A 23,036-nucleotide genomic window follows, 5' to 3' on the forward strand; every position below is an offset into this window, starting at 1 on the left:
GGTGTATGCTCTTAGTGAAAAGCCCCTTTGGGGCTTTTTTTGTATCCAGAAAAAAGTCTTCGAAAACTCCTCCGTTAACTGTTTTATGGATGGATTTGTTGAATATAGACACTGTATTAAGTTCAAACTATAAATAATTAAAATCCCCGTGGTCATGCTCTGTTTCGGAAATTTGTACGCTTGGCTGCAACCTTTTTCCGTCTTTTCCGTCTGGAAGGTACAAACATTTTCAAGAAAGAGGTTGAATTCAATGAGACTTTGGACAAAAACAGTAGCCACGGCAGTTCTCGCAGGAGCATTAATGGCAGGGGGAGTAGCAGGAGGATTATGGACGGGGGCAGATCGTGCTTATGCTGCGTCAACAGCTTCGACGGTAAACGGTGTAATTAATGTGACTGGAAGCGGGGAAGTATTGGCGAAGCCCGATATTGCTTATCTCTCTATCGGTGTACAATCGGAAGGGAATACGGCAGCCGCTGCTCAAAAAGCCAATGCTACAAAATTGAACAAGGTTACACAACTGCTGAAAGAAAAGTGGAGCATTAGCGCAGATGACATTCAGACCAGCCAGTTTTATGTACAGCCTAACTACACCTATAACGAAAAAGAAGGGCAGAAGCTCAAAGGCTACACTGCCAACCATACACTTTCCGTCAAATACCGCGATTTGGATAAAATCGGTCAGTTGTTGGATGAGGCGACCAAGTCCGGAGCCAATAACGTAGATAATGTACGTTTTTCCGTGGAAAATCCTTCGACTTATGAAGAAGAAGCCATTACTAAGGCATTGGGAAGCGCACAATCTAAAGCCAGTGCTGTAGCTAAGGCAGCCAAACGAGGGTTAGGTGTCCTTGTGAGTGTGACGGTAGATGGCGGAGAAGCACAAATCTTTACACAACGTGAAAATGCCATGTCAAAATCGCTCTTGGACGTAGCAGGTGGCGGGACAGAGATACAATCGGGGCAAGTAACAGTGAAAGTTCAGGTGTCGGCTCAATACGAAATGAACTAATATAGATCATCAAACGAAGCCACAAGCGGCCTGCATCATGTGCAGGCTGGCTTGCTGGCTTTTTTTGTATACCGAAACCTTTTTGTAATGAGTCTGTCATAGCTAAGGGTTATTAGGTGTACATATTGAAATCGGAGAGTGTACAGATTGTAAACTACATACAATAGGGTATAGATATAATATTAAAAGTAGTTACCACACATAGACAATACAGATCATTAACAGGAGGAATATTTAATATGAGTAAGCATGCAAAAAAATGGGGTTCAGCACTGCTGGCGGCAGGGATTTTCGCAGGAGTCACAGCTGTTCCCGTTTCCTATATCCAGGCAGCATCGACGAAACAGCAGCAAGCGACAACACAGCAACCAGGAATCACCATCCAATGGAATGGTAAAACGTTGCCCGCTAAAGGTGTGCAAGTGAACGGGAGTACAATGATTCCGGTGGCCGCACTGCGCGACAGCTTGGGGATTCCAGTAAGCTATGATGCGAAAACAGCGACATATACCGTAGGTAGCGGGTACAATAAACTTTACATTATGGCTTCTTCCTCGGATGCCTACGTCAACGTCAATGGAATCAATACACGTAGTATGGATGCCAAACAGATCGCTGGGAAGCTATATATTCCTATGAGTTTGCTGAAAGACTATCTGGGCATAGATGCTCAATGGAATGCAGCTCAGAAAACAGTAACGCTGAGTAAAAGCCAGCTAAATCCGATTACAATTGCGTCTCAAACACTTCCAGCTTCGAGTAGTGCGAAGGTGTCCTACAAAATTAAGTACCCGCAAATCAGCGGTAGCCAGCTGAATTCTGAGGCTCAACAGGCCATTAACAATGTGCTTAAAAAGCATGCAGAAGGTATATTGGCAGCAGGCAAAAAGATGATGGCTGAGGGAGAGGCTACAACAGAAAGACCGTATGAGTTCGGAAATGATTTTGTGATTGCCTATAACAAAGATGGTATTCTGAGTGTGATTATGCAGGACTACTCGTATACGGGTGGCGCGCATGGCATGACGGCACGTAAAGGATATACGTTCTCGCTCGCTGATGGTAAACTGCTGCAATTGTCTGACGTATTGAAGGCAAATCCGAACTACAAAAAGTTCCTCAATGCTGATTTGAAGAAAAAAATCGATGCACTTCAGGCTGGCGAAGGATTCGGCAAATTTAAAGAGCTGGCGGCAGATCAGAATTTTTATGTGACGAACAGTGGAGTAACAATCGTGTTTGATTTGTATGATTATGCGCCATACGCGTATGGAATTCCGGAGTTTACCTACTCGTTCGGTCAATTGCTGCCTCAAGGCGGAAAGCCTTTTGCGGGACAGAATGAATAGTAGAAATAAATAAGTCCAATTGTCTATAACCTAAAAAACAATAAAGCAAAAAAGCTGCCTACCGGATAAGAAAGTCCGGAGCAGCTTTTTCATTTACCAGTTATCGAAAGAGGTAAATTTCTTCTCTTATACACCTTCTGGAGAGGAGCTAGTTAGCACTTTATCAATAATACCGTATTCCTTGGCATCATCAGCAGACATGAAGTAGTCACGGTCTGTATCTTTTTCAATGCGCTCCAGTGGTTGGCCTGTGCGATCTGCGAGAATGCGGTTCAGTTTATCACGCATTTTCAGAATGCGGCGTGCGCGGATTTCGATATCCGTTGCCTGGCCTTGTGCACCACCCAGGGGTTGGTGAATCATAATTTCACTGTTTGGCAAAGCGAAACGTTTACCTTTGGCGCCTGCATTCAGCAAAAACGCGCCCATGGAAGCCGCCATACCTACGCAAATCGTAGATACGTCAGGTTTAATGTATTGCATCGTATCGAAAATGGCCATACCAGCTGTAATGGAACCGCCAGGGCTGTTAATATACAAGTGAATATCTTTTTCAGGATCTTCGGCAGCCAAAAACAGCATTTGCGCAATTATAGAGTTGGCTACAACGTCATTGACGTCCGAGCCTAACAAAATAATGCGATCCTTTAACAGTCTGGAATAAATGTCATAGGCGCGTTCGCCGCGGTTACTTTGTTCTACTACCATAGGAACATAGCTCACGTCAAAAAACCTCCCTTAAATATCGTTAGTGGATTTGGTGGACATGCCGATTACACGTCCCTTATTTATAAACTGTTACCGTATTAACCACATGATAAACAATTTCAAACAAAAAGTCAAAGAAAGTCAAACTAATGATTAAAAAAAAGAGCCCTCAGCGCTCTTATTGGTTAAAACATTATATAGAAGCATCTAAGCGTTCATTTAAAATGGCGCGCCCGCGAGGAATCGAACCTCGATCTCAGGCTCCGGAGGCCTACGTCATATCCGTTGGACCACGGGCGCATAGTTGATTCAATGCAAACAACTAACTAATTAAACAGCTAATTGGAAACAAAGATGATTATATGATATACAGCAGTGAATTGCAAGCTTTTATTAAATGCGCATATTCAGATAAATGGTTGAGAAATATAGGTTCAGATAGACTTGCATATGGAGCAAATATTGGTTAAGATATACGTGGGACTTAAAAAGTTATCCCGGGACGTTTTGAGACCAGTTAGAGATAGAGCATTAGAGACAGAACTTAGAAGTGTGCGGGAGTGGAAAGCATGCGAAAGATATTAGAAATACAGAAGCAGCTTCTGCCCGACCTCATGGATGTTTTGAAAAAAAGGTACACGATCCTGCATCAGATTATGCTGTCCGATGTTGTTGGACGCAGAACACTGGCAGCTTCACTGAACATGACTGAGCGCGTGTTGCGCGCCGAAACCGATCTTCTTAAAGCTCAGGGGCTAATTGAGATTGAGAGTGTAGGCATGAAGGTGAGCAAAGCAGGACTGGATCTGCTGGAACAGCTGGAGCCGATTGCGAACAACTTGTTCGGCCTGTCCCAATTGGAGGACCAGATTCGTCAAGCCTATGGTTTGAGAAAGGTGGTTGTCGTTCCAGGGGATTCGGATGCTTCTCCGTTAACAAAGCAGGAGCTGGGGCGCGCTGGAGCAAAAGCGTTGCTGAGTGTTATGGACGACGAGGATGTGGTCGCTGTAACAGGTGGCACGACGATTGCCGACGTGGCGGAACAACTGGCACTACCTTCTAATGGCCCACTTAAGGGTGGGTGGTTTGTACCGGCACGCGGAGGTTTGGGAGAAAGCATGGAAATGCAGGCCAACACAATTGCTTCCACAATGGCGCGCAAGGTAGGCGCTCAATACCGTCTGCTCCATGTACCGGATTTGCTCAGCAATCATGCTTACAACTCCTTGCTTGAAGATACGAACATTCAGGATATATTGAACCTGATTCGCGAGAGTCGTATCATCATTCACGGGATAGGCAACGCCATAGCGATGGCACATAGACGTAAACTTGATCCCGAAACCTTTGCCCAGATCAGCAGTGAAGGAGCGGTAGCCGAATCGTTTGGTTATTACTTTAACGAAGATGGCGTCGTTGTTCACAGAATGCTGACGCTTGGACTCCGATTGGAGGACATTAGGCGTACCGATACGGTGCTAGGTGTAGCTGGAGGCAAAAACAAGGCGGCCGCTATTCATGCGGTACTGCGTTTCGGGCAAGAGGACATTCTAGTCACCGACGAAGGCGCTGCTGTTGAGATTGTAAGTCGTTATTTAAATGATTAATATAGGATTTATGAATAATGTTGTCTTGACGGGCTTTCGGGTCTGTCTTGAATATATAAAACTAAACTAAACGAACTTTGGGAGGAACTCACTCATGACAGTTAAAGTTGGTATTAACGGTTTCGGACGTATTGGACGCCTTGCTTTCCGCCGGATTCAAAATGTGGAAGGTATTGAAGTAGTAGCAATCAATGACTTGACAGATTCCAAAATGTTGGCACATTTGTTGAAATATGATACAACACAAGGTAATTTCCAAGGACAAGTAGAAGTACATGACGGCTTCTTCAAAGTAAACGGTAAAGAAGTTAAAGTTTTGGCTAACCGCAACCCTGAAGAACTGCCTTGGGGAGACCTGGGTGTAGACATCGTTCTGGAATGTACAGGTTTCTTCACAACTAAAGAAGCTGCTGAGAAACATTTGAAAGGCGGCGCTAAAAAAGTTGTTATCTCCGCTCCAGCTACTGGCGACATGAAAACTGTCGTTTACAACGTAAACCATGAAATTCTGGACGGAACTGAAACTGTAATCTCCGGTGCTTCTTGCACAACAAACTGCCTGGCTCCTATGGCTAAAACACTGCAAGATAAATTTGGTATCGTTGAAGGCTTGATGACTACAATTCATGCTTACACTGGCGACCAAAACACTTTGGATGCTCCACATGCTAAAGGAGACTTCCGTCGTGCTCGTGCAGCAGCTGAAAACATCATTCCTAACACAACTGGTGCTGCTAAAGCAATCGGTTTGGTTATCCCTGAGTTGAAAGGTAAATTGGATGGCGCGGCTCAACGTGTTCCAGTACCTACAGGTTCCCTGACTGAGCTGGTAACAGTTCTGGAGAAAAACGTAACTGCTGAAGAAATCAACGCTGCGATGAAAGAAGCTTCCGATCCTGAAACTTATGGATACACTGAAGATCAAATCGTTTCTTCCGACATCAAAGGTCTTACTTTCGGTTCTTTGTTTGATGCAACTCAAACTAAAGTTCTGACTGTTGGCGACAAACAACTGGTGAAAACTGTAGCTTGGTATGACAATGAAATGTCTTACACTGCACAATTGATCCGCACGTTGGAATACTTCGCAAAACTGGCTAAATAAGAACAGTCTTATTGAGCAACATCATAGAGCGGAAACAGGTTATTGTTTCCGCTCTTTATATATCAAATGTGCCTTGAATTCCTGATTCGTAAAATTATAAGGGTGCGGAGGAATATGGAGATGAACAAAAAGAGCGTACGTGATATAGAACTGAATGGAAAACGGGTGTTTGTTCGTGTAGATTTTAACGTTCCGGTTGAGGACGGTAAAATTACGGATGACAAGCGTATTCGTGAAACCTTGCCAACCATTAACTACCTGATTGAAAAAGGTGCAAAAGTTATTTTGGCGAGTCACTTTGGACGTCCAAAAGGTCAGGTTGTTGAATCCATGCGTCTGACTCCTGTTGGCGTACGTTTGTCTGAGCTGCTGAAAAAACCAGTAGTTAAAGTGGACGAATCGGTAGGCGAAGCTGTTAAAGCGAAAGTGGCTGAACTGCAAAACGGCGACGTGCTGTTGCTTGAAAATGTACGTTTCTATGCAGGGGAAGAAAAGAATGATCCTGAATTGGCGAAGCAATTTGCTGAATTGGCCGACGTTTTCGTGAATGACGCATTTGGTGCAGCACACCGTGCTCATGCTTCCACAGAAGGTATCGCGCATCTTCTTCCGGCTGTTTCCGGCTTGCTGATGGAGAAAGAATTGTCTGTAATCGGTAAAGCTCTTTCAAACCCAGATCGTCCTTTTACAGCCATTATCGGCGGTTCCAAGGTAAAAGACAAAATCGACGTGATTGACAACCTGCTGAACATTGCAGATAACGTAATCATTGGCGGTGGTTTGGCTTATACATTCTTCAAAGCTCAAGGTCATGAAGTGGGTCAATCTCTACTGGATGAATCCAAACTGGACGTAGCTCTTGGATTTATCGAAAAAGCGAAGAAACTCGGCAAAAACTTCTACCTTCCGGTTGATATTGTTGTATCTGACGATTTCAGCGCTACGGCGAACACAAACATTGTGGATATCGACGGCATTCCTGCAGATTGGGAAGGCGTGGACATCGGACCGAAAACACGTAAAATCTATGCAGATGTGATCAAAAACTCCAAATTGGTTGTTTGGAATGGACCAATGGGTGTATTTGAAATCGAACCTTTCGCTGGTGGTACTCGTGAAGTAGCGGAAGCTTGCGCAACAACTGAAGCATACACCATCATTGGTGGCGGTGATTCAGCGGCTGCGGCTGAAAAATTCCACTTAGCTGACAAAATGGATCATATCTCCACTGGCGGCGGCGCATCTCTGGAATTTATGGAAGGCAAAGCACTTCCGGGTGTCGTTGCACTGAACGATAAATAATCAAACGCAATATGCGTGAATAAAGCTTTAGGGCACCTAATAGTTAGGAGTTGAAACCATTGAGAACACCGATTATCGCGGGTAACTGGAAGATGTTTAAAACCGTACCAGAAGCTAAAACTTTCATCGAAGAGATCAAAGGCAAAGCAGAGGTTGCAGGAGTGGAAAGCGTGATTTGCGCACCATTTACGAATCTTCCTGCTCTGGTTGAAGCAGTAAAAGGCACGTCTATTAAAATTGGAGCACAAAACCTGCACTTTGCAGAAGATGGCGCATTTACAGGTGAAATTAGCGGTGGAATGCTGAAAGATCTGGGCGTAGACTACGTTGTGATCGGACACTCCGAGCGTCGTGAATATTTTAATGAAACAGACGAAACGGTGAACAAAAAGGTTCATGCAGCATTCCGTCATGACCTGACTCCAATCGTATGTGTAGGCGAAAAGCTGGAAGATCGTGAAGCTGGACAAACCAAAGAGGTTGTAAAAGTGCAAACTGTAGCAGCTTTTGCTGGTTTGGCTAAGGATCAGGCTGCACAAGTAGTTGTTGCTTATGAGCCAATCTGGGCCATCGGAACAGGCAAATCCTCCACTTCGCAGGATGCGAATGAAGTGATTTCCTATATCCGTAGTCTGATTAAAGAGCTGTATGATGAAAATACAGCAAATGCTGTACGTATTCAGTATGGTGGCAGTGTAAAACCTGAAAATGTTACTGAGTACCTGGGTCAAAGCGATATCGACGGCGCGCTTGTGGGCGGTGCCAGTCTTCAACCGGCGTCGTACATCGCGCTTGTTGAGGGGGCGAAGTAAGATGACAGCACCAAAACCGGTAGCTTTAATTATTATGGACGGGTTCGGATTGCGTGACACCGTAGAAGGTAATGCGGTTGCGCAGGCCAACAAACCGAATTACGACCGGTATTTACAACAGTATCCTCATACAACGCTGACGGCTTCTGGCGAAGCAGTGGGTCTGCCTGAAGGACAAATGGGTAACTCCGAAGTAGGTCACTTGAACATCGGCGCAGGCCGAATTGTATATCAAGACTTGACTCGTATTTCGAAGTCCATTCGTGACGGTGAGTTCTACGACAATGAAACACTGGTTAAAGCAGTGCAACATGCTAAGAAGAACAACACGAAACTTCACCTGTACGGACTGTTGTCTGACGGCGGCGTGCATAGCCATATCAGCCATCTGTTCGCTATGCTGGACTTGGCGAAAAAAGAAGGCTTAACTGAAGTGTACATTCATGCTTTCATGGATGGACGCGACGTTATGCCTGACAGCGGCGTAGGCTTCATGCAGCAACTGATCGCCAAAATTCAAGAAGTGGGCGTAGGCAAAATTGCGACTGTACAAGGACGCTATTATGCTATGGACCGCGACAAACGTTGGGAACGTGTGGAGAAATCTTACCGTGCAATCGTATACGGAGAAGGCCCTCAATACACAGATCCAATGGAAGCATTGAAAGAATCGTATGAAAAATCAGTGTTCGACGAATTTGTGGAGCCAACGGTTATTGTGAAGGCTGACGGAAGTCCTGTAGGGCTGGTCGAAAGCAATGACTCTGTTATCTTCCTCAATTTCCGTCCTGACCGTGCGATTCAACTGTCTCAGGTATTTACAAACGCGGACTTCCGTGGTTTTGACCGTGGCCCGAAATTGCCTAAAGATTTGCACTTTGTTTGCCTGACGTTGTTCAGCGAAACGGTTGAAGGCTTTGTAGCTTACGAACCGAAAAACCTGGATAACACGTTTGGTGAAGTGTTGGTTCAAAACAACAAAAAGCAATTGCGTATTGCTGAGACTGAAAAATATCCGCACGTTACTTTCTTTTTCAGTGGCGGACGTGATGTGGAGCTTCCTGGCGAAACTCGTATTTTGATCAACTCGCCTAAAGTGGCTACATATGACTTGCAGCCGGAAATGAGTGCGTATGAAGTAGCGGATGCTGCTGTTAAGGAAATCGAAGCCGACAAGCATGATGCGATTATCCTGAACTTTGCCAATCCGGATATGGTTGGACACTCCGGTATGCTGGAGCCAACGATTAAGGCGGTAGAGACGACGGATGAATGTGTTGGACGTGTTGTAGATGCGGTTAAAGCCAAAGGCGGCGTGGTTATTATCATTGCTGACCATGGTAACGCGGATATGGAAATTGATGAGCAGGGACGTCCGTTCACAGCTCACACAACTAATCCGGTTCCGTTCATTTTGACTGACGAAAATATCGTTTTGCGTGAGCATGGAATACTGGCTGACGTAGCTCCAACGCTTCTGGATTTGATGCAACTTCCGCAACCTGCGGAAATGACAGGAAAATCTATGATTGCATCCCGCAAGTAAGCTTGATTTAATAAGTATAGGCTTGACCAATAAATCATGATTCACAAAGGAGATTAAGTACAAATGACTATTATTTCTGACGTGTACGCTCGCGAAGTCCTCGACTCCCGTGGTAACCCAACGGTTGAAGTTGAAGTATATCTGGAATCCGGTGCTATCGGTAGTGCTATCGTTCCTTCCGGTGCCTCCACAGGCGCTCACGAAGCTGTAGAGCTTCGTGATAACGATAAATCCCGTTACCTGGGTAAAGGCGTTCTGCAAGCTGTTAAAAACGTGAACGAAATTATTGCTCCTGAAGTAATCGGCTTGGATGCTGTGAACCAAGTAGAAATCGACACGCTGATGATCAAATTGGATGGTACACATAACAAAGGTAAATTGGGTGCAAACGCAATTCTGGCTGTATCCATGGCTGTAGCTCGCGCTGCTGCTGAAGCTCTGGGCTTGCCACTGTACACTTACCTGGGCGGATTCAATGCTAAACAATTGCCAGTGCCAATGATGAACATCGTTAACGGTGGCGCTCATGCCGACAATAACGTTGACGTACAAGAGTTCATGGTTCTGCCTGTAGGCGCTCCTACATTCAAAGAAGCTCTGCGTGTAGGCGCAGAAATCTTCCACAACCTGAAATCCGTACTGAACTCCAAAGGTTTGAACACAGCTGTTGGTGATGAAGGTGGTTTTGCTCCTAACTTCAAATCTAACGAAGAAGCTCTGTCCACTATTATCGAAGCGATCGAAAAAGCTGGTTACAAACCAGGTGTTGACGTATTCCTCGGTATGGACGTTGCCTCCACTGAGTTCTTCAAAGATGGAAAATACACTCTGGAAGGCGAAGGCAAATCCTTCACTTCTGCTGAGTTCGTTGACCTGCTTGCTTCTTGGGTTGATAAATACCCAATCATCACTATTGAAGATGGTTGCTCCGAAGATGACTGGGAAGGTTGGAAATTGCTCACTGAAAAATTGGGCAACAAAATCCAATTGGTTGGTGACGACCTGTTCGTAACAAACACAGAGCGTCTGGCTAAAGGTATCGATGAAAACATCGGTAACTCCATCCTGATCAAAGTAAACCAAATCGGTACGCTGACTGAAACTTTCGATGCTATCGAATTGGCTAAACGCGCAGGATACACAGCTGTTATCTCTCACCGTTCCGGTGAATCCGAAGACAGCACAATCGCTGATATCGCTGTTGCAACAAATGCAGGCCAAATTAAAACAGGTGCTCCTTCCCGTACTGACCGTATTGCGAAGTACAACCAATTGCTCCGCATTGAGGATCAACTGGGTGAACTGGCTCAATACCACGGCCTGAAATCTTTCTACAACCTGAAAAAATAATATTGCGCAAAAATGCTGATGGCGCCTCTGACTCATGGTTCATGATCACGAAGTCTCAACGCTCAAAGCTTTTACGCATTAAAAAACAGACCTACTCGCCACCGCGGGCAGGTCTGTTTTTTTGTTATTATGGATGTGTATGAGAATACATAACTTTGCAAAGGCTTAATGGCTGAGTGACTTGTATAACTGTTGTTATCTACTGGAAGCTGTGGTAGAATAAAAATAGTGTTTTGCGTTAATTTCCGGCTATTTATAACATGATATGTACATGTTTTCATAAAAGAGGCTGTGTTGTTTTGCAAAACAGATGTATAAGCTCAGGAGGTGGGATTTTTCATGGAAATCTTTTTGAAAGTGCTGCTCGTTGTGTTCTCGATTGCTGTTATTGCGGTTGTTTTACTGCAAAAGGGGAAAAGCGCAGGTTTGTCCGGTGCCATCTCTGGCGGTGCTGAGCATCTGTTCGGCAAAACAAAAGCTCGCGGTATGGATTTGATTTTACAACGTGCAACTGCTGTTTTGGGTGCGGGTTTTATGATCGTTTCTGTTTTAGTTGCATTTTTTGCAAAATAAGATAAATATGTACCTTAAGCCTTCGTTTCGCGGGAAACGGGGGCTTTTTTTAGATTTTGGACAGGCAGGGATGCCGTCGATTAAATTCGTGTATACTAGGGTATGAGTATATTAAGAGCCTTGTATCAGGAACAAGGACATGCGGATTTATTACTGAAAATTAAAGGTCACCCGAGGTGGACAATATTATGATAACAGAGCAACAACTACTCGATTTTATGCGCGAGACTGCATACAAACCCATGACTTACCAGGAGCTGGAGCAGCACTTTGATATTAAGGATGCGGAGGATTTCCGTGAATTTCTTAAGCTCTTGAATTCCTTGGAGGAAGAGGGGAAAATCCTGCTGACCAGCACAAACCGTTATGGCGTGCCGGAACGGATGGATTTGCAGCGTGGGCGTTTGCAGGCTCATGCCAAGGGATTTGCCTTTCTGATTCCAGAGGACCGGGAGCACCCGGATGTATATATTCATGCGAACGACTTAAAAAGTGCGATGAATGGAGATACGGTACTGGTAAGAGTGTCCTCGAAGGGACCTGCGGGCGGTCGATTAGAAGGTGAAGTTGTACGGATCGTGAAGCGTGCAGTGCTTCAAGTAGTAGGCGTGTTTCAGAGCCACGAAGCATATGGTTTCGTTCTGCCGGATGATAAGCGTATTAACCGGGATATTTTCATTCCAAAAACAAGCTTCAATGGAGCCGTAAACGGTCAAAAGGTCGTTGTGCGTATTGTGAGCTATCCAGAAGGACGAGCAGCGGCGGAAGGCGAAGTGTTGGAAGTTTTGGGTCATAAGGATGATCCGGGCGTCGACATTTTGTCAGTTATTCGCAAGCATCAGCTTCCGGAAGCTTTTCCAGATGAAGTTACAGAGGAAGCGGAGAATGCTCCCGACGCGATTACGGAAGAAGAGATTGTACGTCAGGGACGGCGCGATTTGCGTGATAAGATCATTGTTACCATTGATGGTGAGGATGCTAAAGACCTGGATGATGCTGTAAATGTAGAGCGCTTGCCGAACGGGAACTACCGTCTGGGCGTTCATATTGCCGACGTAGGGTATTATGTGCGTGAGAACTCTAAGCTGGATCAGGAGGCATATAACCGCGGTTGTAGCGTGTATTTGGTTGACCGTGTCATTCCTATGCTTCCACATCGACTTTCGAACGGAATATGTTCTTTGAATCCACAGGTGGATCGACTGACTTTATCCTGTGAGATGGAATTCAATGAGCATATGAAGGTTGTAAAGCATGATATTTTCACCAGTGTGATTAAAACGAAGGAACGGATGACGTACACTAACGTTCGCAAAATCCTCGAAGAGGAAGATGCTGAACTGATGGAACGGTACAAGGATCTCGTTGATGTATTCGGCACGATGAAGGAATTGGCATTGAAGCTGCGTGCTAATCGAATGCGCCGAGGTGCGGTTGATTTTGACTTTGATGAAGCTAAAGTGATTGTGGATAATGAAGGAAAAGCTGTAGATATTGTGAAGAGAGAGCGTACGATAGCTGAACAAATTATTGAAGAGTTTATGTTGGCGGCCAATGAAACGGTAGCCGAACATTTCCATTGGCTCAAAGTACCTTTCTTGTACCGGATTCATGAGGACCCAGATCCAGAGAAGCTGCAAAACTTTATGGCTTTCGCGGCTAATTTTGGGCATCAGATCAAAGGTAGAGGAAATTCCATTCATCCGCGTGCACTGCAAACGTTGCTGGAAGATATTCAGGGTACGAAGGAGCAAACTGTGCTTAGCACGATGATGCTGCGTTCGATGAAGCAGGCAAAGTATGATGCGGAAACGACAGGACATTTTGGGCTAGCAGCGGAGTATTACTCTCATTTTACATCGCCGATTCGTCGTTACCCTGACTTGGTGATTCACCGTGTCATTCGTGAGGTATTGGAGAACGGCGGGGCTTTAACAGCCGAGCGTCAGGAATATTTGACTGCACGTATGCCTGATATTGCGCAGCAATCTTCTGAGCGTGAACGTGTGGCTGTGGATGCAGAACGTGATACAGAGCAGATGAAAAAGGCTGAATACATGCTGGACAAGGTCGGCGAGGAATTCGAGGGGATCATCAGCAGTGTAACCAGCTTTGGGATGTTCATTGAGCTGGACAATACAGTGGAGGGTCTGACGCGTCTGAGTGCGCTTACGGACGACTATTACCACTTTGACGAGCAGCATATGGCTTTGATTGGCGAACGCACCTCCAAGGTGTTCCGCATTGGGGATGAGGTTAAGGTTCGCGTCGCGCGTGTGAACATGGAAGATTACACAATTGACTTTGAACTTGTCGATATGAAGCAACGGCAACGCCGTGAACGGACGGGCGGTTCAGGACAGGGCGGAGGTTTTGCGCGTGGCGGTGAGGGCCGAGGTAAAGGCAAACCCCATGAAGGGCGCGAACGTAAGGGTGGTAAAGACAAGGCTGGCAGGGAGCGTAAAGGCGGTCGTGATGCTGCCGGGAAGCCTAAAGAAGCCGGTTCAGGCGTAGGTGGAGGTATTAGCACCGCAGGTCGTTCAGGGCGCGGCGGTGGAAACGGAGCTGGAGCCGGCTCAGCTAGCAGCTTCGGCTTTGGCAGTGGCAAGGGCGGGTATAACTCGCCAGCATCCGGGGCAAGCAAGCGACGGAAGAAGACGTCTGCCAGCGGTATTTTCATCGGCGGAGCAGCTACACCAGGTAGTGATGCCAGACCAAACGGTGAAGGCGCAGCACGTCGCAAGCGGAAGAATAAGGGCGGAAGTGGCGGCAATAGCACCGCGGGCTTTGTGCGGAAAAAGAAGAAGTAGGTAGCTAGAGCTTACTTACTTTGAAGGCTGGAGCTTTCATTGCAGTGTATGAAGCTGATTTGAAGCATAGGTATACGTGCGGTTTCTGTCTGCTGTATTGGATGGAAGCCGCTTGGTTCTAAGTGTGATATAAGTGCAGTTAGAAATGTAGAAGGCTTGACCTTTCTTGCTTTTACCATCTGAAATTTGTTACAATATATTTCTAGGTGGCTCTTTGTAGCCGGATTTTGATGCCTGGATTTCAAGAGTGAATTACGTTATTCATAAGGAGTGGTATTCATGGGTAAGAAGGCAGACGGGAAAGTGCTCGCCCAGAACAAAAAAGCTTCCCATGACTATTTTATTGAGGACACTTACGAGGCGGGCATGGTGCTAACGGGAACAGAAATTAAGTCTCTACGGAATGGTCGCTCTAATATAAGTGATGCATTTGCTACGATCCGTAATGGCGAAATTCATATTCACAATATGCATATCAGTCCCTTTGAGCAAGGCAATCGTAATAATCCTACCGATCCGACCCGTACGCGTAAGCTGCTGTTGCATAAAGAGCAGATTCGCAAACTTATCGGATTGTCCAAACAGGAAGGCTACACGATTGTTCCGTTAAAGATTTATGTTCGCAATGGTTATGCCAAGCTTTTACTCGGACTGGGTAGAGGTAAAAAGCAGTATGATAAACGTGATGCTGCCGCTAAACGTGATGCACAGCGTGATATCCAGCGCGCTTTACGTGAGAAACAGAAAATTGCAAGATAAGTTGCTCTATTATTGGGTATGGTACAAATTACGTGGAGAAGTTACTTGTTCCTGTAATGGTGCTATTTTATAAGGTTTAAATGGCTTCATTTCGTTTCGTAATGACCTGTAATATGGTATACTAACGAAGTAGTCAGTTTTAAAGCTTTTAACTTTGTTCGAGTGTTGAATCTTAGAATTCAGCTTTTGATATTATGCATGCTTATGCTCCGGTATTTCCGGATTTATCCGTGGAGCCCTTTTATAATAAGGGGGCGTTTATGGATTCGACGGGGATAGTTCGAGCATGGGTAGCGGGTAGTGGGGACGCGTCCGCTTCATCAACGCTAAAGCCTATTAAACGGCAAACAACAAAACAACTACGCTTTCGCAGCCTAAGAAACTGTGTGCGTGCTTCTACCCAGCATCGTCCATGTGACTGGGATAGGGGCTAACAAATAGTGGAATACGCTGTCTCATCTCCGCCTGGGGTGAGCTGAAGAAGATAATCAGGCTGACCCGAAGGGAATCCGGTGACAGGGAGTTTCTAGGGTGACATCAAAACTGTCACTACACCCGTAGAAGCTTATGTGTCGTTATCTTCGGACAGGGGTTCGACTCCCCTCGCCTCCATTTAAGTAAGACAAGAAAGCCATCAGCCAGTGATTCTGGTTGGTGGCTTTTTATTATGGCTCTAGTAATTGACTTGAAGAGGTTTTACACAACTTGTAGCTTAAAGGTATCTCTAAGTGTTCCTGCTGCTTTTTCTCCGTAAGCAACCCAAGCATTGATTTTCTTTTCGAAAAAGTATTGACATGGATAAAAAAATATTATATCTTTATATCAAGATAAATAAATTAAAGATAAAACAACCAGAAAATTTTGAATAGGGAGGTATACACGTGATCACCATTTTAGAAAGAATTAATCAGCTTGCAAAAAAAACAAAAGAAGTTGGGTTGACTGAAATCGAAAAAACGGAACAAACGGATCTTCGCAAAGAATACCTTCAAATCTTTCGGGGTTCTGTACAAAGCCTTCTCTTGAATGCTACGATTTATGATCCGAATGGAGACGATGTTACGCCTGAGAAACTAAAAAAAGAACAGGCTCAAATCGCTAAACGATGAATTTAATTTTATCTAATATCTCTAATTTAATAATCTTTAAGTAAATATAATATGGAGGGTGATTTTTATGTTGGCAAGTGGATTGTTACTGATACGTTTGGTGGTTGGATTGTTATTGGTGGGGCATGGAGCTCAGAAACTTTTTGGCTGGTTTGGTGGCTATGGTCCAAAAGGTACTGGCGGTTGGATGGAATCGATCGGCATTAAGCCTGGAGTGTTCATGGCAGTGTCTGCTGGGTTGATGGAATTGTTGGGAGGAGCTCTATTTGCTTTAGGACTGCTCACACCACTGGCTGCATTGTTGATTACGGTGACTATGCTCGGAGCGATTTTCAAAGTACATGGCCAAAATGGGATCTGGGCAACGGCTAACGGCTATGAATATCCACTAGTTCTTGTTGCAGTCGTAATTGGTATTGCGTTGACAGGAGCAGGTTCATATTCTATCGATGCATTACTTAGATAAAACATGATGTTTAGGTCATTAAAAGTCATCAACAACAAAAAATAAAGGTTCCTACGATTAAAGGAGGATTTCATATGTCACTGCAAACTACAGGTATCCATCATATTACAGCTTTTGCCGGTAATCCACAGGAAAATGTCGACTTCTATGCCGGCGTCCTGGGACTTCGGTTAGTGAAGAAAACAATCAACTTCGATGCTCCTGAGGTTTACCACTTGTACTTTGGTAACGAGGCAGGAAGTCCTGGAACGATCATTACTTTTTTTCCTGCACCAGGAACTCCCAAAGGGCGAATCGGAGGTGGCCAGGTGGGCATAACCTCGTATGTGGTACCCCCAGGTTCACTTGATTTTTGGCAGCATCGTTTGCAAAGCTTTGATATTCAAGTTACGAAAACGAGCCGTTTTTCTGAACAATATCTTCAATTTGAGGATAATGAGGGTCTATGTCTTGAGCTTGTCGAACGTGAAGCGGGAGCGAATAGCACTTGGTCTTACGATGGCATTTCGGCTGATCAAGCAATTAAGGGGTTTGGAGGTGCCGTGCTATTTAGCGTTAACCCACAGAAAACGATGGATGCATTGGAGACCATACTCGGATTTACAAAAATCGCTGAAGACGCCGAATATGCCCGTTATCAGTCCGTAGGAGAAATCGGCAACATCGTAGATGTTCCGCTCGCCAAAATGGGTTTAGGCTTTGGTGGAGCAGGCACGGTACATCACATTGCGTGGCGTGCAAAAGATTTCGAACAACATGAAGAATGGAGAAGCGCAGTCCAGCATTATGGCTATCAGCCGACTCCAATCATAGACCGCCAATATTTTAATGCGATATATTCAGAGAAGCGGGCGGCATACTATTTGAAATTGCTACAGATCCACCGGGATTTGCTAATAATGAACCTGCTGAATCTTTGGGGCAGAAATTAATGCTGCCAGAGTGGTATGAACCGCAGCGGGCTCAAATTGAGGCGAATCTGCATCCTATTGAAGTGAGAACATTAACTGGAAAACAACAGTAAACGAAACGGCAGCTGTTTTACCTCCAGAGGAAAAGGTGAAGCCACGTTGATGGGAACTGCCAGGTTTAGAAAAACGGTACATGACTGAATATAAACATGACAAGATGAATATCAACAGGATTAAACCCACTTTGACAAAATTGGTCATAGTGGGTTTTCATTATGCACTTGGTATGGACTTATAACATAGGGATGAAAGTCTGATCACGCTAGGCAGGAAGGGATGTATATTTAATCGCTATTTTTCAACGCATCTAATTTTCGAGTGCTCCAGATGAACCTCCCCCCAATCATACATACTGCGCAATATGGGGACGAAATTTGCTCCGTGAGCTGTTAGCGAGTATTCAACCCGGGGAGGGATTTCTCTGAATATTTCGCGATGCACAAACCCGTCTTCTTCTAATTCTCTTAGCTGCTTGGTTAACATCGCTTGTGTGATATCAGGAAAGGCGCGTTTAATTTCACCGAATCTTCGGGTACCACGGGACAGAAACCATAAAATCACTATTTTCCATTTGCCGCCAATGATTTTCTGAACCTTTGTTAAGGGGCAATCTATAAAATAATTCAGATTTTCACTCATTTGTGCCATCTCCTCATCATTTGTATTCCAGAAAGTCCTATGAAATCAATTAGTATGATTTTTGATAGTATATACTATAAATATGCCTACTTGTTGTTTCGATACCATTGGCTTAACATTACATTAGCATTAAAGCTTTGACAAGCCATCTGAAAATATTCTGGGGGCGAAGAAGATGAACATTAATATTTTATACGGTCACCCTTATGCTAAGAGCTTTAACAAAGCGATTTTGGAGCAGGTGATCGCTCATTTAAACGTACGAGGGGCGAATGTTAAGGTAAAAGATTTAATTCAAATGTCATTTAATCCGATGGTAGGCTTAAAGGATTTAGAGGCTAAGGTCACTAACGTATTGCCAGAGGAGATAGTAAAAGAACAGGAGGATTTATTGTGGGCAGATGCCTTGATTATTATTTCACCGGTATGGTGGGGCGGATTTCCCGCTGTTATTAAAGGATATATAGATAGAGTGTTCACAACAGGACTCATACGCTCTTCTGATGGTGTATATGGGCTTGAGGGCAAGAGAGCCTACTCGATTTTTACAACAGGATCTTCAGAAGACTATATTCGTATATCACGTCAGAAAGATATGCTCTACGCGGCGAACGATAATTTGTTTGGGTTCGCCAAGTTTTCGGATGCTGAGATTAAGCTTCTTTACTCGGTGCCGCGTGTAACCTTGGAGGAACGAAAAGCAATGCTGCTGGATGTCAATCGATTTGTCGATCGTATTTTTGATATGAGACCGGGAGAGGGAGGCAGTACGAGGGGTAGCCTTTCTCTTCAAGCTTTGGAGCATGATTTGGCTAGCCATTAAGAATACGTAAACTGGAGGACGTTCCTTTGGAAAAATGAAGAACACCCTTATGGGTGTTCTTTCGTTTGGACATATGGACATATTACACTGTGCTAAGTTATAAGCTTGTTACTGCTAAAGATATAACCTTTTGGATGGTTCTCCTACTGAATACCGCAGAAGGTTTAAGACGTCAGTTGCCGGTTTGTAAATTGCCTTAGCCACCACGTCAGGAGATTTCCCGGTGTTTCCCGTATCCTCTAGCCGACAAGATATGAATGCTCCTCCAATCTTTAGAAATGCCAAATTCCACGCATTACCGTGTAATATTTTGCTTGATAGCCTTAATTTTCTCCTCAGTAAAGACTCCTGAATCCAGCAGGTCTAGAATGGAGAGCACGCTGCCGCGAGAACCCCAGCTGCCTTCTTCAATGACCTGGAAGGATACCCACCAAGTTGGGGATGGTTCCGGTACACCAAGTACTTTAGTCAAACTGCCAAGAATATTCTCAAGCACTTTTTTGCGAACGTCGTTAGGCCAGTCACCATCCATCACCAGAACATTGACAGTAATTACATCACGTTCTGGCTGATCCGACAGCAATTGCCCGCCAATTGCCATGTAATCTATTGGACGTTCGGTGAAATGGACCTGAAACCCTTCTCTTGCTGGCGGACAATATTGACCTACCTCTGGAACGAGAACTGCATCCGTCAAACCTTCTGCCAAAAGACGGCGCTGTTCAAGCGTTATGCGGCCTGCGGGATTATTTACACTGATCATGGTCATGGTCTGATATCTCCTTATTAAGATTTAACCAAGCGATGTCTTGGAATTCTTTATGATATCTGTATCCAAGGCTTCAGCTTGGCAAGCTCATTGGTATTTTGTTGATATCGTTAATATAAAACGATGATAAACCCCTGTCAACACTAATTATTATAATAATATATATTTAAATAATATATAGAGAGATGTGAAGCTAGTTTAAATGGGCTATAATTATGTCTAGTCTAATGAAAGCATGACATACTACGGAGATTTGCTAGAGGTAACAGGAGGCACAATATATAATGGCGAGACAGTCAGGAAAAACCAATACAATGTTTGCGGTATTAGGCATTCTGAGTCTGGGTCCTCATACCGGTTATGATATAAAGCAACATATGGAGCAAAGCACTAGTTACTTTTGGAATGAGAACTATGGTCAGATCTATCCCAGCCTGGCAGAGCTACTGGATCGAAAAGATATTGCAGTCGAGGTTATTCGACAGAAAGGAAAGCCTGACAAGAAACTCTACAGCATTACCGATCAGGGAAGGCAGACGTTGTCAGACTGGCTTTCTCAGCCCATGGAGCATGTGGTGATGCTTAAAAAAAATGAGCTGCTGTTGAGGGTGTTTTTTGGCGGGAATTCTTCGCCTGAAACGATTATAAAGCACATACAGGAGTATAAAGAAAAGCTAGTGGAAAGCTTGCATATTTTTGAAGAACTTGAACGTTGGCTTATCAACGTAGAGCATAAAGACCATAATCACAAATATTGGATGATCACAATGAGCTATGGTAAAAGTCAGTTTAGCAGTTTAATTAGCTGGTGCGATGATAGCATTAAAATATTGAGTTCTTAGCAGTTGGTAAAACTCATATGTAATGAATAATCAGAAAGCATGCTGGACTATCAGAGGAATAGTAAACTAGTAACGACAATTCTTGTCGTTATCTCCGGACATGGCGACTCCTCCTCCATAAAGCTGCTTGCCAAGTTGGGCTCGCACCTTTATGGAGGAGTTTTTTTATCCCGTAAGGAGGATGCAATACATACGATTTTGTACGCTGTAAATGAGTAACTATTATTCCACCAGCTTTTCAGACTTCACCAGCATTTCTCGTAACACGTGAGCGACTCGACTTTTCCGGTTCTCTGCTTTCTTTTTTATCAAGTGTAATGATTTTTTGTATGCATGAGTATGGCTTTGATCGTAGAACTGTTTGGCTGCAATGCGTAATGTTCTTCTTAATAACAGTGCTGATGAGCGTGTTAACCTAGAGCGGAATCCCCTGCGCAATACCCGCAACGTATTTTTGTAGGTCTCAAAATCCTCGGATGGAGGGATAAGGGCAAATAAATTTAACGAGGAGTCATTGAATCCGTAAGTTTCATACATGATTCTCAGATTTTCTGTATTTAAAACGTTACCTCTGAGATAGGTTGGATGTTCCTGATGATATCCGACCACCTCTTTGATGCAATAAAAAGGGATCTTCAAGCGATGCAGTCTATAGCCAAGGTCCCAGTCTTCGAGTCCATACAGCACAAACCGTTCATTAAAACCTCCAATACGAATCAAGTGGCTGCGTCTGATGGCTACACAACGAGTAACCAGCAGCATCCAGGGGGCGACATCCGTTGTGGCAAATTGTTTCTGCGTATTGGGGGGGACTCTTGTGGGACTAACTACTTTAGACAGTGCACCCGTTTGGTGAAGGATATCTTCAGGGGTTATGATTGGAGTAATTTCGTTCGCTGCTTCATAGTCAGCATTCCATAAGTTGGACTGCGTAAGTATGTTGCGACATTGTTCTTTTTCTTCAGGAGAAAAGTCAGGGTAATAATGGGTAAAAGCATCGTCCCATGAGTGAGGAATGCCTGAGAGCACAGACTTGGGATATTTACGGTGATAACGGCTCACGATCCTAATGAATTCCGGTAATACTACAAAGTCAGCGTCGCAGAAGATGATGTATAGCCCTTTTGCACGGCGCAGTCCCAAATTTCGAACGGCAGATCGACCGCGTTGTTCCTGATGTGACACATAGATAAGAGGATAGGATGCTTTGAAGCCTTCGACCATTTCTTTCGTTCCGTCTGTAGAACCGTCATCAGCTACAATGACTTCGAATAGTTGCTTTGGATAGGTTTGTGTCTCAAATGAAGCGAGTGTGAGCAACAATTGCTGGGCTCGATTATAGGTTGGAATGATGACGCTGTAGCGGATAGCCAATATGATCTCCCCCCCACCATTCTTATTAGAAAACGTTTGAACAAGATGAATAATAACAATGTATTCAAGGATTTTAGCCTGGTCTAGTCAAACATCCCTCAAGGTTCGAAACAGGCTTGGTCTTATTACTGATGCTAAGGTGGGGGTTCTGTATTTTCTGCTGTTTTGCAGGTACGTTCAGTGGTGTTATATATGTGTAATCATGGTATTATGCATAGAGATGTAAAGTAAAAGCGACGGCGCTTCCTATCCGCTGAAAGCCCGCTCAGCAAACAGAAACAAACATGAGATGAAATGGGCAAGTTATGGTAAACTATATAGAGTTATAGAAGACCTGAAAGAGGAGTACTTTATGACACAATTTGTCTATAAGCAAATTATTGACGATCTCAAGATGAAAATTTTTGCGGGAAAGTTTGCGGATATGAGATTGCCAGATGAACGTAGTCTTAGTGAGACGTACCAGGTTAGTCGTAGTTCAATTAAACGTGCTCTGACTAAAATGGAGAATGTCGGAATTATTTTCAAAAAACAAGGTTCCGGGACATTTATTAATCCATTATACATAAGAAATGAATCTATCTTTAACTACGAAGGCTCTAATCTAGGGGTCACTGATAATTTTCAAATGCATGGTAAAAAGCCTAAGATCAAAGTATTGAGTTTTGAGGTCATTCCGCCAACAGAAGAGTTACAGCGCGATTTGTTCTTGGAGACTCATGATTTTGTTTACAAAATTGTTCGCTTACGTCTGTTTGATGATGATCCTTTTATGATTGAAACGGGCTATATCCCCATTAAAATTGTCCAGAATTTAAATCAGACAATTATCGAGGGGTCCATTTTTAATTATTTGGAAGACTCGCGGAACTTGGCCGTCACCAAATCTTTTTTATCCATTTTTGCAGAACCGTCTCAAGAGAATGATCAAAAGCTGCTACATTTAAATGAAAATGAGCCTGTAGGTATTATGGAAGGTGTGTTCTTTTTAGATAACGGTACGCCATTTGAGTTTTCTCATATGCGATTTCATTACAAATATTTGAAATTTAATACCTTTGTATCGGTTCACTAATGATAAGACTGGAGAATTCTCCGGTCTTTTTTTTA

General features: G+C 44.1%; 20 protein-coding genes, 1 tRNA gene, 1 other RNA gene and 1 pseudogene. 18 read left to right on the plus strand and 5 right to left on the minus strand.

Annotated elements, in window-relative coordinates; translation table 11 throughout:
• The first annotated feature begins 250 nt into the window (after positions 1-250).
• Positions 251-1,012 carry an SIMPL domain-containing protein gene (locus MKX30_RS23270; RefSeq protein ID WP_069080715.1) on the plus strand — a complete coding sequence of 254 codons (762 nt, stop codon included), beginning with the start codon at positions 251-253 and terminating at the stop codon, positions 1,010-1,012.
• A gap of 239 nt (positions 1,013-1,251) precedes the next feature.
• Positions 1,252-2,361 (plus strand): PdaC/SigV domain-containing protein, encoded by a 1,110-nt coding sequence (locus MKX30_RS23275; RefSeq protein ID WP_254349147.1) that lies wholly within the window; start codon positions 1,252-1,254, stop codon positions 2,359-2,361.
• A 126-nt stretch (positions 2,362-2,487) separates the two neighbouring features.
• Here MKX30_RS23275 and clpP read toward each other — a convergent pair whose 3' ends face one another.
• Together clpP and MKX30_RS23285 are read right to left on the minus strand one after the other, a co-directional pair.
• A complete protein-coding gene (clpP, locus tag MKX30_RS23280) occupies positions 2,488-3,084 on the minus strand; it encodes an ATP-dependent Clp endopeptidase proteolytic subunit ClpP (protein WP_013368815.1) in 597 nt (198 codons plus the stop codon).
• Positions 3,085-3,294: 210 nt separating this feature from the next.
• Positions 3,295-3,369, minus strand: a tRNA-Arg gene (locus tag MKX30_RS23285).
• A gap of 269 nt (positions 3,370-3,638) precedes the next feature.
• Between MKX30_RS23285 and MKX30_RS23290 the strand changes: the two genes are divergently transcribed.
• The 13 genes and pseudogenes from MKX30_RS23290 (at position 3,639) to MKX30_RS23350 (ending at position 17,532) form a co-directional block, all read left to right on the plus strand.
• Entirely contained in the window at positions 3,639-4,676 is a 1,038-nt protein-coding gene (locus tag MKX30_RS23290; RefSeq protein WP_023986487.1) for a sugar-binding transcriptional regulator, read from the plus strand.
• Between the two features lie 94 nt (positions 4,677-4,770).
• A complete protein-coding gene (gene gap / locus MKX30_RS23295) occupies positions 4,771-5,781 on the plus strand; it encodes a type I glyceraldehyde-3-phosphate dehydrogenase (RefSeq protein WP_023986488.1) in 1,011 nt (336 codons plus the stop codon).
• A gap of 120 nt (positions 5,782-5,901) precedes the next feature.
• On the plus strand, positions 5,902-7,083 hold the full coding sequence (locus MKX30_RS23300) for a phosphoglycerate kinase (protein WP_025722932.1): 1,182 nt from the start codon (positions 5,902-5,904) through the stop codon (positions 7,081-7,083).
• A gap of 59 nt (positions 7,084-7,142) precedes the next feature.
• Positions 7,143-7,895, plus strand: a complete 753-nt coding sequence (tpiA, locus tag MKX30_RS23305; protein ID WP_023986490.1) for a triose-phosphate isomerase — start codon at positions 7,143-7,145, stop codon at positions 7,893-7,895.
• Between the two features lies 1 nt (position 7,896).
• The gene (gpmI, locus tag MKX30_RS23310) at positions 7,897-9,441 is read left to right on the plus strand and encodes a 2,3-bisphosphoglycerate-independent phosphoglycerate mutase (protein ID WP_028541876.1); all 1,545 of its coding nucleotides are present in this window, start codon (positions 7,897-7,899) and stop codon (positions 9,439-9,441) included.
• Between the two features lie 63 nt (positions 9,442-9,504).
• Positions 9,505-10,791 (plus strand): phosphopyruvate hydratase, encoded by a 1,287-nt coding sequence (eno, locus tag MKX30_RS23315; RefSeq protein ID WP_013308266.1) that lies wholly within the window; start codon positions 9,505-9,507, stop codon positions 10,789-10,791.
• Between the two features lie 339 nt (positions 10,792-11,130).
• Positions 11,131-11,364 carry a preprotein translocase subunit SecG gene (gene secG, locus MKX30_RS23320; RefSeq protein WP_013308268.1) on the plus strand — a complete coding sequence of 78 codons (234 nt, stop codon included), beginning with the start codon at positions 11,131-11,133 and terminating at the stop codon, positions 11,362-11,364.
• Positions 11,365-11,552: 188 nt separating this feature from the next.
• Positions 11,553-14,174 (plus strand): ribonuclease R, encoded by a 2,622-nt coding sequence (rnr, locus tag MKX30_RS23325; RefSeq protein ID WP_023986492.1) that lies wholly within the window; start codon positions 11,553-11,555, stop codon positions 14,172-14,174.
• A 279-nt stretch (positions 14,175-14,453) separates the two neighbouring features.
• The gene (gene smpB / locus MKX30_RS23330; RefSeq protein ID WP_013308270.1) at positions 14,454-14,933 is read left to right on the plus strand and encodes an SsrA-binding protein SmpB; all 480 of its coding nucleotides are present in this window, start codon (positions 14,454-14,456) and stop codon (positions 14,931-14,933) included.
• Positions 14,934-15,183: 250 nt separating this feature from the next.
• Positions 15,184-15,548, plus strand: a transfer-messenger RNA (tmRNA) gene (ssrA, locus tag MKX30_RS23335).
• Between the two features lie 266 nt (positions 15,549-15,814).
• Positions 15,815-16,042, plus strand: coding sequence for a DUF896 domain-containing protein (locus MKX30_RS23340; protein ID WP_023986494.1), 228 nt, complete (start codon positions 15,815-15,817; stop codon positions 16,040-16,042).
• A gap of 67 nt (positions 16,043-16,109) precedes the next feature.
• Positions 16,110-16,508 (plus strand): DoxX family protein, encoded by a 399-nt coding sequence (locus tag MKX30_RS23345; RefSeq protein ID WP_023986495.1) that lies wholly within the window; start codon positions 16,110-16,112, stop codon positions 16,506-16,508.
• Positions 16,509-16,582: 74 nt separating this feature from the next.
• A pseudogene (locus tag MKX30_RS23350) lies at positions 16,583-17,532 on the plus strand (ring-cleaving dioxygenase).
• A gap of 238 nt (positions 17,533-17,770) precedes the next feature.
• Here MKX30_RS23350 and MKX30_RS23355 read toward each other — a convergent pair.
• Positions 17,771-18,118: a winged helix-turn-helix transcriptional regulator gene (locus MKX30_RS23355; RefSeq protein ID WP_076265139.1), complete on the minus strand. Its 348-nt coding sequence runs from the start codon at positions 18,116-18,118 to the stop codon at positions 17,771-17,773.
• Positions 18,119-18,293: 175 nt separating this feature from the next.
• On the opposite strand from MKX30_RS23355, the gene MKX30_RS23360 reads away from it, so the two are divergent.
• Entirely contained in the window at positions 18,294-18,941 is a 648-nt protein-coding gene (locus tag MKX30_RS23360) for an NAD(P)H-dependent oxidoreductase (RefSeq protein WP_076265138.1), read from the plus strand.
• Positions 18,942-19,236: 295 nt separating this feature from the next.
• Here the strand turns inward: MKX30_RS23360 and MKX30_RS23365 are convergent, their stop codons facing one another.
• Entirely contained in the window at positions 19,237-19,710 is a 474-nt protein-coding gene (locus tag MKX30_RS23365; RefSeq protein ID WP_341063608.1) for a tautomerase family protein, read from the minus strand.
• A 284-nt stretch (positions 19,711-19,994) separates the two neighbouring features.
• Here MKX30_RS23365 and MKX30_RS23370 point away from each other — a divergent pair, with 284 nt between their 5' ends.
• Entirely contained in the window at positions 19,995-20,552 is a 558-nt protein-coding gene (locus MKX30_RS23370) for a PadR family transcriptional regulator (RefSeq protein WP_023986500.1), read from the plus strand.
• A gap of 222 nt (positions 20,553-20,774) precedes the next feature.
• On the opposite strand, the gene MKX30_RS23375 is transcribed toward MKX30_RS23370, so the two are convergent.
• Complete coding sequence (locus tag MKX30_RS23375) at positions 20,775-21,926, minus strand: glycosyltransferase family 2 protein (RefSeq protein WP_023986501.1); 1,152 nt, start codon at positions 21,924-21,926, stop codon at positions 20,775-20,777.
• 352 nt (positions 21,927-22,278) lie between these two features.
• On the opposite strand from MKX30_RS23375, the gene MKX30_RS23380 reads away from it, so the two are divergent.
• On the plus strand, positions 22,279-23,001 hold the full coding sequence (locus MKX30_RS23380; protein ID WP_023986502.1) for a GntR family transcriptional regulator: 723 nt from the start codon (positions 22,279-22,281) through the stop codon (positions 22,999-23,001).
• Positions 23,002-23,036 lie beyond the last annotated feature (35 nt).

The organism is Paenibacillus sp. FSL P2-0173 (assembly GCF_038008045.1).
GTDB classification, from domain to species: Bacteria; Bacillota; Bacilli; order Paenibacillales; family Paenibacillaceae; genus Paenibacillus; species Paenibacillus polymyxa_B.